The organism is Celeribacter halophilus (assembly GCF_018860305.1).
Taxonomy (GTDB): domain Bacteria; phylum Pseudomonadota; class Alphaproteobacteria; order Rhodobacterales; family Rhodobacteraceae; genus Celeribacter; species Celeribacter halophilus_A.
In genome coordinates, this window is the sequence record NZ_JAHKPE010000040.1 from 246329 (window position 1) to 263169 (window position 16841).

The window sequence follows — 16841 nt, forward strand, 5'->3', positions numbered from 1 at the left end:
CTCCCCTTTTGAAACAAATTCCTCGTGAACCTCACGAGGTGTGAAAAATCCGCCCGAGCATCGCGGGGGCGTTGGTGCCACCATGACGGCGGGCGGAAATGACGACAAGGACCACAATGGTCGCAAGGAACGGCGACATGGAGAGAAGCTCCACGGGCACTTTCGCGCCTGCCGCCTGAAGGTTGAGTTGCAGCACGGTGATGCCGCCAAAGAGATAGGCCCCGATCAACACGCGACCTGCGCGCCATGAGGCAAAGACGACAATCGCCAGAGCGATCCAGCCGATGCCTGCGGTGATCCCGTCGGTCCATTGCGGCACGCGCACGAGGCTGATGTAGGCCCCGCCCAGTCCGGCCATCGCGCCGCCAAAGCCGATGGCGGCAAAGCGCACCAGCTTGACCTTGTAGCCGAGCGCATGGGCGGCGGCGTGGTTTTCCCCGACCGCGCGCAGGACCAGACCGGCGCGGGTGTATTTGAGAAAGGTCCAGACAGCGACCACGGCAAAGAGGCTGAGATAGACCACGGCGTCATGTTGGAACACGACGGGGCCGATGAAGGGGATGTCCTGCAAGAGCGGCACATGCAGATCGGGCAGCGAGGGCGGTTTGATCCCGACGTAGTTCTGCCCGAGCAGGGAGGCCAGACCGGTTCCCATCAGTGTGAGCGCCAGCCCTGCGGGCACTTGTGTGGTGAGGAAAACCTGTGTCAGCAGGCCAAAGAGCATGGAGAGCGCCATGCCGCCGATGGCTGCGGCGACAAAGCCCATTGTGGGCGAGCCGGTTTCGACCGCTGCGATAAAGCCGCAGACCGCGCCGGTGATCATCATGCCTTCGACGCCGAGGTTCAACACGCCGGATTTCTCCGTCACCATCTCGCCCAGAGCGGCCAGAAGGATTGGTGTCGAGGCGACCATGAGCGAGGCCAGAAGAATGACTGGGTTGATGCCTCCGAAATCCATCACGCGGCCTCCTTGTTGGCGATCATCACACGGTAGTTGACGAGAATATCCATCGCCAGAAGGATCATCAGCAGCATCCCCTGAAAGACCTGAATGGCCGCGGAGGGCAGGCCGAGCATGAACTGTGCAAGTTCCCCGCCGATGAAGGTGAGCGCCAGCAGCAGGCCCGCGAGCAGGATGCCCACCGGATGCAGGCGACCGAGAAAGGCGACGATGATGGCGGTGAAGCCGTAGCCCGCGCCGAAGTCGATGGAGATCTGGCCTGCGGGGCCTGTGACCTCGAACAGACCGGCCAGCCCTGCCAGCGCGCCGGCGGTGCCGAGGCAGAAGACGACGAGCAGCCTGTCCTTGACGCCTGCAAACCGCGCGGCGCGGGGGCTTTCGCCCGTCAGCCGGATTTGAAAGCCGAGCATGTGTTTGTTGATCAGCACATAGGCGGCGACCACGGCGGCGAAGGCGGCAACCACGCCCCAATGCGCGCCTGTGCCGGAGATCAGCTCTGGGTTCGACATGGCGGGGATCTGGCTCAGGTTGCGCGATCCGGGAAAGCCGTTGCCTTCGGGGTTGCGCAGAAACCCGAGGGCGGCGGAGGCGAGGATCTGTTCGGCCACATAGACCAGCATGAGCGAGACGAGGATTTCATTGGTGTTGAACCGCGTCTTGAGGATGGCCGGTATCATCGCCCAGAGAAAACCGCCGAAAGCCCCCGCAATCACCATCAGCGGGAAAATCCACCACGCATCAAGCGGGTAGAACGCCAGCCCGACAGAGGCCCCTGTGAGTGCGCCGATGATATATTGCCCTTCGGCGCCGATGTTCCAGATGCCCGCCTTGAAGCCCAGCGACAGGCCGATGGCGATCAGGATCAGAGGCGCGGCTTTCACAAGCAACTGGGGCCGCGAATAGGCAGCAAACTGGTCGTTGAACAGCGGGTCCCAAAAGATCGTGCGAATGGCGACGACCGGATCCTTGCCCATAGCGGCAAACAGCAGCCCGCCCAATATCATGGTCAGGAGCACCGCCAGAACCGGCGTGGCGATGGTCCAGAATTTCGAAGGCTGCGGTCGTTTGACAAAGGTGATCATTGTGCGGCCTCCAGATCGTGCGCGCCGCCCATCATCAGGCCGATCTCGTCGACGGTCAGCCCCTTGGCCTTGCGGGGCGCGGTCAGGGTGCCTTCGTTCAGAGCGGCGAAATGGTCGGAAATTTCCATCAGTTCATCGAGGTCTTGCGAAATCACGATGACGCCCGCACCGCCTGCGGCCAGATCGAGCAGAGCCTGCCGGATGTCGGCGGCGGCGGAGGCATCGACGCCCCATGTCGGCTGGTTGACCACAAAGACCTTCGGGTCTTGCAACACCTCGCGGCCAATCACGAATTTCTGCAAATTGCCGCCCGACAGCGAGCGCGCCGCAGAGGCGGGACCGGGGGTGCGCACGTCAAAGGCCTTGATGACCTCGCGGGCAAAGCTTTCGGTTTTTTTCCAGTTCAGGAAGTTGTTCTTGCTGAGCTTTTTGCGGATCGTCGCGGTCAGCGCGGCGTTCTCCGTCAGGCTCATGTTGGGGGCTGCGGCATGGCCGAGACGTTCTTCGGGGGCGGTCAGAAGCCCGATCCTGCGCCGCGCATTCGGTCCCAAGGCGCTGACATCCTGCCCGTCAAAGGCAATCGCGCCCTTGTCGGTGCGTGCCTCGCCGGACAGCACGGAAAGCAATTCGTCCTGCCCGTTGCCCGCGACGCCGCCGATGCCCAGAATCTCACCCGCGCGCAGCTTGAGCGAGACTTTCTTGAGTCGCGTGCCAAACGGGTTTGATGGCGCGAAATCAAGGTCTTTGACCTCCAGCAACATCTCCCCCGCCTCGCTGCTTTCGCGTGATGGGACATGAAGCGTCTGGCCCACCATCATCTCCGCCATATCGCGTGCGGTGGTGGTTTTCGGATCACATTCGCCCACGACCTTGCCCAGCCGCAGGATTGTCGCCTCGTCACACAGCGCACGGATTTCTTCGAGTTTGTGGGAGATGTAGAGGATCGACGTGCCCTCGGATTGCAGCTTGCGCAGGGTCTTGAACAGGATCTCGACCTCTTGCGGCGTCAGGACCGAGGTCGGCTCGTCCATGATGAGAAGCTTCGGGTCTTGCAAAAGACAGCGGATGATCTCCACCCGTTGCCGCTCCCCCGCCGACAGATCGCCCACAATGCGGTCGGGGTCCAAGGGCAGGCCGTAATTCTCGGAGACCTGACGGATAGAGGCCGCCAGTTCACGCATCTTCGGCGGGTTCTCCATGCCGAGCGCGACATTCTCTGCTACGTTCAAGGCTTCGAACAGGGAAAAATGCTGGAACACCATGGCGACACCGGCGGCACGGGCGGCCTGTGGATTGGCGGGCGTGTAGGAGCCGCCACGCAGTTTCATAAAGCCCGCATCCGGTTTTTCCAGCCCGTAGATCATCTTGACAAGGGTGGATTTTCCGGCGCCGTTTTCGCCTAAAAGCGCGTGAACCTCGCCCGTGCCGATGGAAAAACTGACATCGTCATTGGCGCGCACGCCGGGATATTCGCGGGTCAGTCCCACGACTTTTAAAAGTTCTGTCACCCTGTCCGTTCCCCGTAGGATTCTGTGATCTCTCTTCGCGAGATTACTTGCGCAGCGACCCCGACCGCAATGGCCTGAGGGTGTTTCCCGAGGTCAGGTTGCCCAATTGGACAGCAAATGCGGTCGATTTGGGCATTTGTGTGACCAAGATCGCGCAGCCTGTTGCGGAACCGCGCCCATTTCGTGCGCGACCCGATCAGGCCGGCAAAGGCGAATCCGTGCGACAGAACGCGGTGGCACAGCTCCAGATCAAGCGCATGGGAATAGGTGAGAATCAGGTGTTCGGCCTCTGGTGGCGCGTAGGGCACGAGCGTGTCCGGTCTGGCGGCCACGAGTCGGGTGACGCCATCGGGGATGTGATCGGGAAACCGTGCGGCGGCGGTGTCCGCCCATGTGATGGCAAGCTCGGGCAGCGGCGCAAGCGTGGTCACGATGGCACGCCCCACATGGCCTGCGCCCCAGACCCAGATCGGCCGCGTGGCGCGGGTGACAGGTTCGACCATCCACGCGCCATAGAGTTTCGGTGTGACCACACCCTGCGCCCGCGCTTCGGTGAGAGCTTTTTTCACAGCAAAAGGCATGGGGCCGGGACCGCGGGCGAAAATGTCCTCGGGAATATCCTCGGCATCTTCGAACACTTCGGTCAGAAGCGTCACCGCCCCGCCGCAGCACTGGCCCATTGCGGGGCCAAGCGGCAGGCGTTGCAGGCGCGGTGCGGTGAAGGCGTGTCTGGCCGCCTCATATTCCAAAGTGCCGCCGCCTATCGTGCCGGATTGCGCCGGTCCGTTGTTAGTCTGCCAGACCAGCATGGCGGCACCGACTTCGCGCGGGGCGGAGCCTTGGACCTCTGCCACAACAACACGCGCGACGCGGCCATGTGTTGCAATGGCCGCGCATAATGCTTCGCGGTCAAAGCTCATCCGCGTGCCCTCGCAATGGCGTTGAGACATTCCTCTGGCGTGGCGGGGGCGTTGAGCGCGGGATAATGCGGGCCACAGGCGGCGCAGGCATCCGAGAGCGCGAGAAAGGCGGAGATGCCCAGCATGAAGGGCGGCTCGCCCACGGCTTTGGATCGATAGATCGTTTCTTCGCGGTTGCGCCCGTCCCACAGATCCACGTTGAACACTTCGGGCGCGTCGGAACAGGCGGGGATTTTGTAGGTCGAGGGGGCGTGGGTCCTGAGCATCCCCTTGTCGTCCCAGACCAGTTCCTCGGTGGTGAGCCAGCCTGCACCCTGCACATAGCCGCCTTCGATCTGGCCTTTGTCGATGGCCGGATTGAGCGAGGCCCCCGCGTCATGCAGGATGTCGGCGCGCAGGATGCGGTTTTCGCCGGTGAGCGTGTCGAGCGCCACGTCGGTGATGGCGATGCCGTGGGCGAAGTAGAAAAACGGGCGGCCTTTGCCCTTGATCCGGTCCCATTCGATCTTTGGCGTCTTGTAGAACCCTGTCGCGGAAAGCGAGACGCGGTTCATATAGGCAAGGCTCACCAGCTCCTCGAAGCTCATCTCCTGTGTGCCGAAGCGGACCTTGCCGCCGGACCATGTCACATCGCTTTCGCCAAAACGTTCGAGGATAAAGACCTCAAGTCGCGTGCGGATGCGGTCACAGGCGTTTTTCACCGCCATACCGTTAAGATCGGTGCCGGAAGAGGCGGCGGTGGCCGAAGTGTTGGGCACTTTGGCGGTGTCCGTCGCGGTGATCTTGACCTTGTCGAGCGAGACACCGAATTCCGTGGCGGCGACTTGGGCGACCTTCTGGAACAGACCTTGCCCCATTTCCGTGCCGCCGTGGTTCAGGTGGATCGAACCGTCATTGTAGATATGGACCAGCGCCCCCGCCTGATTGAGGTGGGTCAGCGTGAAGGAAATGCCGAATTTGACGGGCGAGACGCCGAGCCCCTTTTTGATGATCGGGTTTTCGGCGTTCCACTGTGCGACGGCCTCTTTGCGCGCGGCATAGTCAGCGGTCTCCATGAGCTTTTCGGTCATGCCGTGCAGGATGAAGTCCTCGACCTCCTGCCCGTAGGGGGTGAGCTTGCCGCGCGGGGTGAGTTGGCCGCCCGCGTGTTGCGGGTGCGGGTCGAGATGTTCGACGCTGCCTTCGGAGGTGGGCTCTCCGTCAAGCGAGAGCACATGGTCTTCGGGCTGTCCGTCGCCTGCGGTGGGGGTGACCATCTCGTCGTAATAGTTGAGCCTGCGCACTTCGACAGGGTCTTTGCCCAGCGTGTGCGCGATATGGTCGACGACACGTTCGATGCCCAGAACGCCTTGCGGCCCGCCAAAGCCGCGATAGGCGGTGTTGGACTGGGTGTTCATCTTGAGCCGGTGGCTTTCGATCCGTGCGTTCGGCAGGAAATAGGCATTGTCCGCATGCAGCATGGCACGGTCGGCCACGGGCAGGGTCAGGTCCAGTGACCAGCCCGCGCGGGTCAGTTGCAGGAAGTCGACGCCGAGAATGCGCCCGTCCTCGTCAAAGCCGCAGGTGTAGGAGATGCGGAAGTCGTGGCGCTTGCCGGTGATGATCATGTCATCGTCGCGGTCATAGCGCATTTTGCAGGGCTTGCCGGTGTCGCGTGCCGCGATGGCGCAGGCGATGGCAAGCCAGTTGCCTTGGGACTCCTTGCCACCAAAGCCGCCGCCCATGCGACGGGTTTCCACACGCACCGCATGCATCGGCACATGGAGCGCGTGGGCGACCTTGTGCTGGATTTCGGAGGGGTGCTGGGTGGAGGAATAGACGACCATATCGCCGCCTTCCTGCGGGGCGGCGGCGGCGGCCTGACCTTCGAGGTAGAAATGTTCCTGCCCGCCGATCTCGATGGTGCCTTCGATCTTGTGCGGGGCCTTGGCGATGGCCTGAGCCGCGTCGCCACAGCCATAGATGCGCGGGCCTTCTTCGAAACGGCTTTCTGCCTCCATCGCGGTGTCATAGTCGAGGATCGCGGGGCGTTCCTTGTAGTCGATCTTGCCAAGTTTGGCGGCCTTGCGCGCGGCCAGATGCGAGGTGGCGACGACGAGGAACACCGGCTGGCCGATGAACTGCACCTCCGAAGACGTCAGAAGCGGCTCGTCGCCCAGAGAGGGCGAACAGTCCGGCACATGGTCGCCGAAATCCTCTGCCGTATAGACCCGCACCACACCCGGTGCGGCCCGCACGGCGGAGAGGTCCATTGCGGTGATCTCGCCATGGGCGATGGTGGACAGGCCAAAGGCCAGATGCAACGTGCCCGCAGGCAGCGGAATATCGTCAATGTAACGCGCCTGTCCGGTGACATGGAGCTTGGCCGCGTCATGGGGAAGGGGGGAGCCGACTGACATTATGCGTCCTCCTTTCCGGTTTGCGTGACCGAAAGGACCGATGTGGCAAGGCCCTGATCCTCTGCAAAATAGCGCCGCAGCATGTTTTGCGCGGTGGTGAGGCGGTAGGTGTTCGAGGCCCGCATGTCGCTCATGGGCGTGTAATCCTCGGCAAAGGCGGGCAGGGCTGCGTCGATGGTCTCCTGCGTCCACGGCTTGCCGGTCAGCGCCGCCTCGACGGTCTTGGCGCGTGCAGGCGTGCCGGCCATGCCGCCAAAGGCGATGCGGGCGGCGGTGATGGTTCCGTCCGTGACCGTGATGTTGAACGCGCCGCAGACGGCGGAAATGTCCTGATCGAAGCGTTTCGAGAGCTTGTAGACTTTGAGGTTCTCAAGCCCTGCTTTCGGCACGGTGATGCTTTCGACAAATTCGGAGGTCTGGCGGTCCTGTTTGCCATAGGTGATGAAGAAATCTTCCAGCGCGATGCTCCGCCGGTCCTCACCCTTGCGCAGCGTCAGCGTGGCACCTGCGGCGATGAGCGGGGGCGGGCTGTCACCGATGGGAGAGCCGTTGGCGATATTGCCGCCAAGCGTGGCTGCCGCGCGGACCTGTGTGGAGGCAAAGCGGCGATACATCTCCGCAAGCGAGGGCGCATGAGGCTTGAACGTCGCGATCAGATCGGCAATCGGGGTCATCGCACCGATTTCGAATGCGTCGGAAGTTTCCGTTATGCCTTTGAGATCCTCGATCCCGCCAAGGAAAATCACCTCACCCAGATCGCGCATCTGTTTCGTGACCCAAAGTCCGACATCGGTCGCCCCCGCAATCAGCACCGCATCAGGACGCAGCGCATAGATGGCGGCAAGCTCGTCGGTGGTCTCGGGGCGCTCGACAATGGCAGGGGTGGCAAAGGGGATGTGATCCAGCCCCTCGGGCACAGGCGCATCCTCGACCTTTTTCGCGGCACGCAGGATGGGCGCGTAGCCCGTGCAGCGGCAGAGATTTCCGGCCAGAACATCCTTATGCGCCGTCTCGCCGCGGGCATGTGCTGTGGCCAGAGACATGACAATGCCCGGCGTGCAAAAGCCGCACTGGCTTCCGTGTTCTTCGATCATGGCCTTTTGCACGGGATGCAGGCTGTCGCCCTTGGACAGACCCTCGACCGTGGTGACGGATTTGCCGTGAAGCTGGGGCAGGAACAGGATGCAGGCGTTCAGGGGCTTTTTGCCCTGCGCGTCTTCCACCATCACGGTGCAAGCTCCGCAATCCCCTTCGTTGCAGCCCTCTTTTGTGCCGGTGAGGCCGCGTGTTTCGCGTAAATAGTCAAGCAGAGTTCGCGTCGGTGTTTCGCTGGCTGTGATGAGCTCGCCGTTCAGCCGAAAAGTGATCTCCATATATCAGACCTGCCGCTGTCTTGTTCCAAACCCGCGCCCGATGCGGCGGAAAACGCGAATGAGTTCCTGTTAGGAAACCGCTCCGACAGGCGTTTTGCAAGGGATTTGCGCGGCATGGTGACAGGTTCTTGCGCAAATTTTGCACTTATGATCAAAATTCGGGCGCGGGGACGGTTTATAACGGAGCCGTGAAATAGACACGTTTTGCCCTTGGCCTCCGTGACCGGCTTGCGTTAGCTTGGCGGCAAATGAGCAGTCCAACTTTTATCCATCTTCGCGTCCACACCGAATACTCGCTTCTTGAAGGGGCGATGCGGCTCAAGAAATTGAGCGGCATGGTGAAGGATATGGACATGCCTGCCGTGGCGGTGACGGATACCAACAACCTCTTTTGTGCGTTGGAATTTTCCGAATATTCCAAGGCCGCAGGGATCCAGCCGATCATCGGCTGTCAGGTGGATGTGGCCTATCATGTGGCCGCCCCCGGAGAGCGCCAGAAACGCCCTGCGCCGGTGGTGCTTCTGGCCCAGAGCGAGACGGGTTACGAGAACCTGATGAAGCTCAACTCCTGTCTCTATGTGGACAAGCACGACGGTGTGCCACAGGTGACGGTGGACGAGCTGGAGCAATATTCCGAGGGGCTGATCTGTCTCACCGGCGGATCGCTGGGGCCGGTGGGCAAGATGATTCTGGAGAATCACTTCGATCAGGCCCGCGCCCTTCTGGAGCGGTTCAAGGCGATCTACCCGAACCGGCTCTATGTCGAGTTGCAGCGCCATCCGGGCGAGGGCGGCAGCCACACGGATGCGGAGCGGCTGACCGAGCGGCCCTTTGTCGAATGGGCCTATGAGATGGGTTTGCCTTTGGTGGCGACCAATGATGCCTATTTCCCGAAAAGCGAGATGTATGAGGCGCATGATGCGCTGATCTGTATCGCCGAGGGGGCCTATGTCGATCAGGTGGAGCCGCGCAGGCGTCTGACCCCGCAGCATTATTTCAAGTCGCCGTCGGAAATGGCCGCGCTTTTTGCCGATCTGCCCGAAGCCATCGAGAACACGGTGGAGATCGCGAAACGCTGTGCCTTCAAGGTCTATAAACGTGCGCCGATCCTGCCGAAATTCGCTGATGACGAGGTGGAGGAACTGCGCAAACAGGCGTGGGAAGGTCTCGACAAACGTCTGGCCGTGATCCAGCCGGCAGGCTCGCGGGAGGATTACGAGGACCGGCTCAAGTTCGAGTTGGGCATCATCGAGCAGATGGGCTTTCCGGGGTATTTCCTGATCGTGGCCGATTTTATCAAGTGGTCGAAGGATCACGGTATTCCGGTCGGGCCCGGTCGGGGGTCGGGGGCCGGTTCTCTGGTCGCCTATTGTCTGACCATCACCGATCTGGACCCGCTGCGCTATTCGCTGCTGTTCGAGAGGTTCCTGAACCCCGAACGTGTGTCTATGCCTGACTTCGACATCGACTTCTGCATGGACCGCCGCGAGGAAACCATCCGCTATGTGCAGGAGAAATACGGGCGCGACAAGGTGGGGCAGATCATCACCTTTGGTGCGCTTTTGTCCAAGGCGGCGGTGCGGGACATCGGGCGGGTGTTGCAGATGCCTTACGGGCAGGTGGACCGGCTGTCGAAGCTGATCCCTGTCGAGGGGGTGAAGCCGGTTTCGATCAAGCAGGCGTTGGAAGACGAGCCGAAACTGCGCGAAGAGGCCCGCAACGAGGAGGTTGTGGACCGGCTTCTGACCTATGGCCAGCAGGTCGAAGGGCTGTTGCGCAACGCCTCGACCCACGCGGCGGGGGTTGTGATCGGGGACCGGCCACTGGACCATCTGGTGCCACTCTATCAGGACCCGCGCTCCGACATGCCCGCCACCCAGTTCAACATGAAATGGGTCGAGCAGGCGGGTCTGGTGAAGTTCGACTTTCTGGGGCTCAAGACGCTGACGGTGATCCAGTCGGCGATGGACCTGATCTTCAAATCGGGCCGCCCGCTGCATGTTGCGGCGGACGGGACACAGCTTTACGAGCCGCCCGAGGGCGGGGAGAACCAGATCAACCTCATCCCGCTGGATGACGAAAAGACCTACAAGCTCTATTCGGATGCGAAAACGGTTGCGGTGTTTCAGGTGGAAAGCTCGGGCATGATGCAGGCGCTGCGTCAGATGAAGCCGACCTGTATCGAAGACATCGTGGCGCTTGTGGCGCTCTACCGTCCGGGGCCGATGGAGAACATCCCGACCTATTGCGACGTGAAACACGGGCGCAAGGAGTTGGAATCCGTCCATCCGACGATTGACCACATTCTGGCCGAGACCCAAGGCATCATCGTCTATCAGGAACAGGTGATGCAGATCGCGCAGGTCATGGCGGGTTACAGCCTTGGCGGCGCCGACCTGTTGCGCCGTGCGATGGGGAAAAAGATCAAGGAGGCGATGGACGCCGAGCGCCCGAAATTCGAAGAGGGCGCGGCCAAGAACGGGGTCGACAAAAAGAAAGCCTCCGAGGTTTTCGACCTTCTGGAGAAATTCGCCAACTACGGGTTCAACAAATCCCACGCGGCGGCCTATGCGGTGGTGTCCTACCAGACCGGCTGGCTCAAGGCGAACCATCCCGTCGAGTTCATGGCGGGGGTGATGAATTGCGATATCCACCTCACCGACAAGCTCTCCATCTATGCCGAAGAGGTCAAACGCGGGCTGGGGATCGAGATCATTCCGCCATGCGTGAACCGCTCGCTTGCGACTTTCGATGTGGTGGACCAGAAACTGGTCTATGCGCTGGGCGCGCTCAAAAACGTCGGCGGAGAGGCGATGCAACTGATCGTCCGTGCGCGCGAAGAAGGCGGCAAACCCTTTGTCACGCTGTTCGATTTCGCGCGTCGCGTCGATCTCAAGAAGGTCGGCAAACGCCCGCTTGAGATGCTCGCCCGCGCGGGCGCCTTCGACCAGCTCGACAGCAACCGCCGCCGCGTCTTCGAGAGCCTTGATGCGCTGGTGCAATATTCCGCCGCGATCCATGAGCAAAAGGCCTCCAATCAGGTCTCGCTCTTTGGTGATGCGGGTGAAGACCTGCCGGAACCGCGCCTCTCGCCGGTAAATGACTGGGTCGCCTCCGAGCGGTTGATGGAAGAACACAAGGCCATCGGGTTCTATCTCTCCGGCCACCCGCTCGACGACTATGCCAGCGCCCTGAAACGCAAGAAGATCGGTACGATTGCCGAGGTGCAGGCCAAGGCCGAAGCCGAAGGCGGCGCGATCATGAAGGTCGGCGTGCTGGTTTCGGGCTTCCGTCCGATGAAATCGGGCAAGGGCACGCGCTATTTCCGGATGAATATCTCTGACTCCACCGGTCAGTTGGCGGGCATCGCCATGTTCCCGAAAAAGGGCGATTACGAGAGCGCCTATACGATCTTCGAGAACCACGACAAGCTGGTGGTGACGCTCGAAGGGCGGTTCAATGACGGGCAGTTCGACCCGATGATCCGCTCGGTCGCGCCGATGGATACGGTGGTCGCGGATGCCGGCGGGGCGGGGCTCAAGATCTATTGCGAGGACGCCAGCGCCATCGCACAGGTGGGTGAGCTTCTGACCCGCATCACCGAAGAGGCAAAACAGCCGCCCAAAGGCGCGATCAGCTTTTGCATCATGGCACCGGATTATCCCAACGAGGTGGATATCGACGTGCCCAAACCGTTTGTCATCACGCCGGAAGTCAAAGGCGCGATCAAGTCTTTCGATGGAGTGATTATGGTTGAGGACATTTGATGCGCTGCGTCTTGCTCACCTCTTGCGGGCTGCTTTTGAGCGCGTGTCAGATGTCTGTGCCGGAGTTTCTCGCCCCGCCGTCGGGAGAGGTCGTAGCACCTGTCGCTGAGGAGGCCGTCGCGGCGGCGGATGGTGCCGAGGTGCTCCACGAAACGGCGCAGGTCGAAGCGGATGAGTTGAAGGGCGGCGAACTGTCTGACGAGATGGGCGAGCCGTCTACTGATGCCGCGCTGGTTGTAGACACGACCGCTGATATGGCCGCCGGTGACGAGCCGGATGTCGCAGAGACACCAGAGATTCGTGCCGCGACCACAGAGGTCCAGAAAGCCGGATTCGGCGGCATCTTCAGCTTTCTGAAACCGAAACGTGCCGAGGGGGCGACCGACGAGGTCGCCATGCGGGTGGAGACGGAGGCCGGAGCCGCCCTTGCCGAGGCCGAGAGTTCCGAGGTGCGACCGGAGACTTACGGCGTGCAAAGCACGCTCCTCGAAGTTCCCGAAGAGACTGCGCCAGAGGCTCAGCCCGCCAAGCCTGCCGCCAAGACGCGCAAGCCGCTGTTCGGCTTTCTGAAAGCCGCGCCCGAAAACGGACCGGTTTCGACTGTGAAAACCGGTGAGGTGCTGCCCTTTGGCGAGGTCGGGATCAATTGCGAGATCCGGCCCCGCGCGATGGGCGCAAAGGTTGACCAGTTCCCGCGTGAAGGCCGCCCCGTCTGGCAGCTTTACGACAGCGCCCCTGAAAACACCGCCCCGCACAGCCAGTATATCACCGGCTTTGCCGATGGCTGCGCACGTCAGGTCACAGCGGCGCTGGTGATGTTCGGCGCGGCGGGGCTGCATGAGGTGTTGCGCTATTCCGACGACACGGACCGTGACTGGTCGAATGCGGACAAGACCTACGAGAAGATCAAGCGCAAGACCTGCGGCGTGGGCCGTGGTTCCTATTGCCCTGCGGAGCGGCTGAGTGATCTGGAGCGTCAGGTGGCCTTTGTCTCGATCTATCCCCGTTTCGGGGCGGAGGAGGACTGGCTGGAACTGTTGCTGCATGACGGTCAGGTGATGAGCGAGGAAATGCGCTGAGGCGCGGCCTGTCTGAAGCGCCTGACTGAACACACTCTTTCGCAACGCGTTATGCGGCGCAAACGCGGTCTATGACCTCGCGGTGAGCCATGCAGGTGGCGGGCTTACCAGTGCGGCGGCCGCTGGTCGGCCAGAGCGACGGTGCCCTCGGAATCGGATTGGCGGAGCGCCTCGGCCTCCATCAACATGCCCAGCCGCCGTTCGACCAACTCCAACATGCGTTCCTGTTTTGCAACCACATCGGAGAGTTCTTCGACTGTTTTGGTGAGATAGGCGACCTGTTCTTCGAGCACGGTCACGCGGGTTTCGTTTGACATGTCTTTCTCCCTCTCAGTGGTGAACTGATCCACTGTCCAATATAGGCGGTTTTGCACGGGTTTTCACCCCTTGCGGGCCTGCCCCGTCTTGCCCCTGAGCCGCCTGTGCGATATGCCGCCCGCGACAGTGAGCAAAAGGACCAGCCATGGCCAAGCCCAAGAAAACCCCGCGCCCCAAGGCAGTGACGCCCAAGGGCTTTCGTGATTACTTCGGCACAGAAGTGACCGAGCGCAAGCATATGCTCGATCAGATCGCCAAAGTCTATCATCATTACGGGTTCGAGGCGCTGGAAACCTCTGCGGTGGAAACCGTCGAGGCGCTTGGCAAGTTCCTGCCTGATGTGGACCGCCCGAACGAGGGTGTCTTTGCATGGCAGGAAGATGATTCCGATTGGGTCGCCCTGCGCTATGACATGACCGCGCCGCTGGCGCGTGTGGCGGCACAATACCGTCAGGACCTGCCTTCGCCCTACCGCCGCTTTGCAATGGGGCCGGTGTGGCGCAACGAGAAACCCGGTCCGGGACGTTTCCGCCAGTTCTACCAATGCGACGCCGACACTGTTGGCGCGCCCTCTGTGGCCGCCGATGCGGAGATTTGCGCGATGCTCTCCGATACGCTGGAGGCCGTTGGCATCAAGCGTGGCGATTACATCATCCGCGTAAACAACCGGAAGGTGCTCGACGGGGTGCTGGAGGCCGCTGGCCTGCCCGACACCGAAGAATTCGCCAATGTACGCGGCATCGTTCTGCGCACCATCGACAAGCATGACAAATTCGGGGATGCGGGCGTGATGGCCTTGCTCACCGAGGGGCGCAAGGACGAGAGTGGCGACTTCACCAAAGGCGCAGGTCTGGAGACCGCGCAGGTCGAGTTGATCCTCGGCTTTGTGAACGGGCGTCAGGACAGCAACGCGGCGACATTGGACCGTCTGGCGGAACTGGTTGGAGAGGCCAAGACCGGTATCGAAGGTGTGGACGAGCTGCGCCAGATCGCAACCCTGCTCGAAGGTCAGGGCTACGGCCCCGACCGCATCGTGATCGACCCCGCCGTGGTGCGGGGCTTGGGCTATTACACCGGCCCTGTCTACGAGGCGGAACTGACCTTCGAGATCACGGACGAGAAAGGTCGCGTGCGTGAATTCGGCTCTGTCGCGGGCGGCGGGCGCTATGATGATCTGGTGAAACGCTTCACCGGTCAGGCCGTGCCCGCAACCGGCATGTCGATCGGCGTTGACCGCCTTCTGGCCGCCTTGCGCGCCACGGGCCGGATCGGGTCCACGGCACAGGGGCCTGTCGTCGTGACCGTGATGGATCGCGACCGGATGGGTGATTATATGACAATGGTCACGGAACTGCGTCAGGCGGGCATCCGCGCCGAGGTCTATCTGGGCAATCCGAAGAACTTCGGCAACCAGCTCAAATATGCCGACAAACGGGAAAGCCCTGTGGCGATCATTCAGGGGGGTGACGAGGCGGAACGCGGCGTGGTGCAGATCAAGGATCTGATCCTCGGCACGAAACTGGCGGAGAATGCTTCTCTTGAGGAGTGGAAAGACCGCCCCAACCAGTATGAAGTGCCGCGCGACCAGATGGTCGCCAAGGTGCGTGAAATCATCGAAAGCTATTCCTGATGCCCCGCCCCGAAATCACGAAAGCCGCCGTCAAGACCGAGGCCGCACGGCTCAAGGCTCTGTTCGAGGCGCAAGGTGCGCTGCCTGTCGAGATGGATATTCTCCTGCCTGCCGAGGTGCTTTTGGACCTGTACGGAGAGGACATCCGCGCGCGGGCCTATGTGACCGATGATCCCGAACATGGTGAGATGATGCTGCGTCCGGATTTCACCGTGCCTATGGTGCAGCAACATATGAGCGATGGGGCCGAACCTGCGCGATACACCTATGCGGGCGAGGTGTTTCGCAAACAGGAAGACATGCCCAGCCGCGCCAGCGAGTATTTTCAGGTCGGCTACGAGGTCTTCGACGGCTCCGATCCGGCTGCCGCCGATGCCGAAGTCTTCGCCAATTTCGCGGAGGCGCTGGCGGAACATGACCTGCGTGCCGCGACGGGGGACATTGGCATCCTCAAGGCCGCTGTGGCAGGGTTGAACACGACCGAAACCCGCCGCGCCGCGCTCTTGCGTCACATCTGGCGGCCGCGTCGTTTCCGCGCCTTGATGACGCGGTTTTCCGAAGCGGGCACAGGCTTGCGCCAGCAAAATCTCGACCGCGTGCGTGCCAATCTGAAAGAGGGTGAGGCGCCCTTTATCGGGCTGCGCACACAGACGGAGATCGACATGCGTATCAAGGCGCTTGAAGAAGACGCCAGCGCCCCGCCGATCCCCGCCAGCGAGATCGAATTGCTCGAAGACATCCTTTCGCTCAAGGAGACCCTGCCGCATGTGCTGTCGCAACTGCGCGATATTGCGGTCGATCTGCCAGCGATTTCCGATGCGGTGAACCTGTTGAGCCGCCGCACCGAGGCGCTGGGCAAACGCGGCGTTGATGTGGAGAACCTTGTGTTCGAAGCCTCCTATGGCCGCACCTCGATGGAATATTACGACGGGTTCGTCTTCGGGTTTTACGCCGAAGCCCGCCCCGACCTGCCGCCTGTGGCCACCGGCGGGCGCTATGATGCGCTCACCGCTGTTTTGGGGCAGGGGCGGTCAATTCCCGCCGTGGGCGGGGTGATCCGCCCGAATGTGCTCCTGAGCCTGAAAGGAGGCGCGTGATGGTCGTCAAACTGGGCGTGCCCTCCAAGGGCCGGTTGATGGACAAGACCTTTGAATGGTTTTCCGAGCGCGGCGTGACTTTGTCGCGTGCGGGGGCCGAGCGGGAATATTCCGGCGTGGTCGACGGGATCGAGGGTGTGGAGCTTGTGATGCTCTCGGCCTCCGAAATCCCGCGCGAACTCGCCGCTGGCCGTATCCATATGGGCGTCACCGGATCGGATCTGGTGCGCGACAAGTTGGCTAGCTGGGAAAACAAAGTGTATGAACTGGCGCCGATGGGGTTTGGCCATGCCGACCTGATCATCGCCGTGCCGAAATGCTGGACCGATGTCGATACGCTCGACGATCTGGATGCTGCCGCCGCCGCCTTCCGTGCGCGCCACGGTTTCCGTCTGCGGATCGCGACGAAATACCACCACCTGATCCGCGAATATTTCAAAGCGCATGGTGTGGCCGATTACCAGCTTGTCGACAGTCAGGGCGCCACCGAAGGCACGGTGAAAAACCTGACCGCAGAGGCAATTGCCGACATCACCTCGACGGGCGAGACCTTGCGGGCCAACCACCTGAAAATCCTCAACTGTGATCCGGTGCACCGCTCTCAGGCGACGCTGTTCAAATCGCGCATGGCACACTGGACCGACGAGGACCGCGCCACGCTCGCAGAGCTGTGCCGGATGATGGGGCTGGACGACTGATCGCAACGC

12 protein-coding genes are annotated in these 16841 nt (G+C 61.8%); 5 read left to right on the forward strand and 7 right to left on the reverse strand.

Features of this window, described 5'->3' with window-relative positions:
• Positions 1–31 precede the first annotated feature (31 nt).
• The 6 genes from KO492_RS18315 to xdhA are packed head-to-tail and all read right to left on the reverse strand — an operon-like array spanning position 32 to position 8243.
• The gene (locus KO492_RS18315; RefSeq protein ID WP_216046338.1) at positions 32–958 is read right to left on the reverse strand and encodes an ABC transporter permease; all 927 of its coding nucleotides are present in this window, start codon (positions 956–958) and stop codon (positions 32–34) included.
• Complete coding sequence (locus KO492_RS18320) at positions 958–2043, reverse strand: ABC transporter permease (RefSeq protein ID WP_216046282.1); 1086 nt, start codon at positions 2041–2043, stop codon at positions 958–960. The genes KO492_RS18315 and KO492_RS18320 overlap by 1 nt, the downstream gene beginning before the upstream one ends.
• Positions 2040–3551 (reverse strand): ABC transporter ATP-binding protein, encoded by a 1512-nt coding sequence (locus tag KO492_RS18325; protein ID WP_216046283.1) that lies wholly within the window; start codon positions 3549–3551, stop codon positions 2040–2042. The genes KO492_RS18320 and KO492_RS18325 overlap by 4 nt, the downstream gene beginning before the upstream one ends.
• Positions 3548–4471 carry a xanthine dehydrogenase accessory protein XdhC gene (xdhC, locus tag KO492_RS18330; protein ID WP_216046284.1) on the reverse strand — a complete coding sequence of 308 codons (924 nt, stop codon included), beginning with the start codon at positions 4469–4471 and terminating at the stop codon, positions 3548–3550. The genes KO492_RS18325 and xdhC overlap by 4 nt, the downstream gene beginning before the upstream one ends.
• Positions 4468–6870, reverse strand: a complete 2403-nt coding sequence (xdhB, locus tag KO492_RS18335) for a xanthine dehydrogenase molybdopterin binding subunit (protein ID WP_216046285.1) — start codon at positions 6868–6870, stop codon at positions 4468–4470. The genes xdhC and xdhB overlap by 4 nt, the downstream gene beginning before the upstream one ends.
• Positions 6870–8243 carry a xanthine dehydrogenase small subunit gene (gene xdhA, locus KO492_RS18340; protein WP_216046286.1) on the reverse strand — a complete coding sequence of 458 codons (1374 nt, stop codon included), beginning with the start codon at positions 8241–8243 and terminating at the stop codon, positions 6870–6872. The genes xdhB and xdhA overlap by 1 nt, the downstream gene beginning before the upstream one ends.
• Before the next feature lie 248 nt (positions 8244–8491).
• Here xdhA and dnaE point away from each other — a divergent pair, with 248 nt between their 5' ends.
• Both dnaE and KO492_RS18350 read left to right on the forward strand, forming a co-directional pair.
• On the forward strand, positions 8492–12010 hold the full coding sequence (dnaE, locus tag KO492_RS18345) for a DNA polymerase III subunit alpha (protein ID WP_216046287.1): 3519 nt from the start codon (positions 8492–8494) through the stop codon (positions 12008–12010).
• Positions 12010–13089, forward strand: a complete 1080-nt coding sequence (locus KO492_RS18350; RefSeq protein WP_216046288.1) for a hypothetical protein — start codon at positions 12010–12012, stop codon at positions 13087–13089. The genes dnaE and KO492_RS18350 overlap by 1 nt, the downstream gene beginning before the upstream one ends.
• Positions 13090–13193: 104 nt before the next feature.
• Here KO492_RS18350 and KO492_RS18355 read toward each other — a convergent pair whose 3' ends face one another.
• The gene (locus tag KO492_RS18355) at positions 13194–13406 is read right to left on the reverse strand and encodes a SlyX family protein (RefSeq protein WP_066606921.1); all 213 of its coding nucleotides are present in this window, start codon (positions 13404–13406) and stop codon (positions 13194–13196) included.
• Positions 13407–13552: 146 nt separating this feature from the next.
• On the opposite strand from KO492_RS18355, the gene hisS reads away from it, so the two are divergent.
• The 3 genes from hisS to hisG are packed head-to-tail and all read left to right on the forward strand — an operon-like array spanning position 13553 to position 16832.
• Positions 13553–15037, forward strand: coding sequence for a histidine--tRNA ligase (gene hisS / locus KO492_RS18360; RefSeq protein ID WP_216046289.1), 1485 nt, complete (start codon positions 13553–13555; stop codon positions 15035–15037).
• Positions 15037–16134 (forward strand): ATP phosphoribosyltransferase regulatory subunit, encoded by a 1098-nt coding sequence (locus tag KO492_RS18365; RefSeq protein ID WP_216046290.1) that lies wholly within the window; start codon positions 15037–15039, stop codon positions 16132–16134. The genes hisS and KO492_RS18365 overlap by 1 nt, the downstream gene beginning before the upstream one ends.
• Entirely contained in the window at positions 16134–16832 is a 699-nt protein-coding gene (gene hisG, locus KO492_RS18370; protein ID WP_066606930.1) for an ATP phosphoribosyltransferase, read from the forward strand. The genes KO492_RS18365 and hisG overlap by 1 nt, the downstream gene beginning before the upstream one ends.
• Positions 16833–16841: the final 9 nt, after the last annotated feature.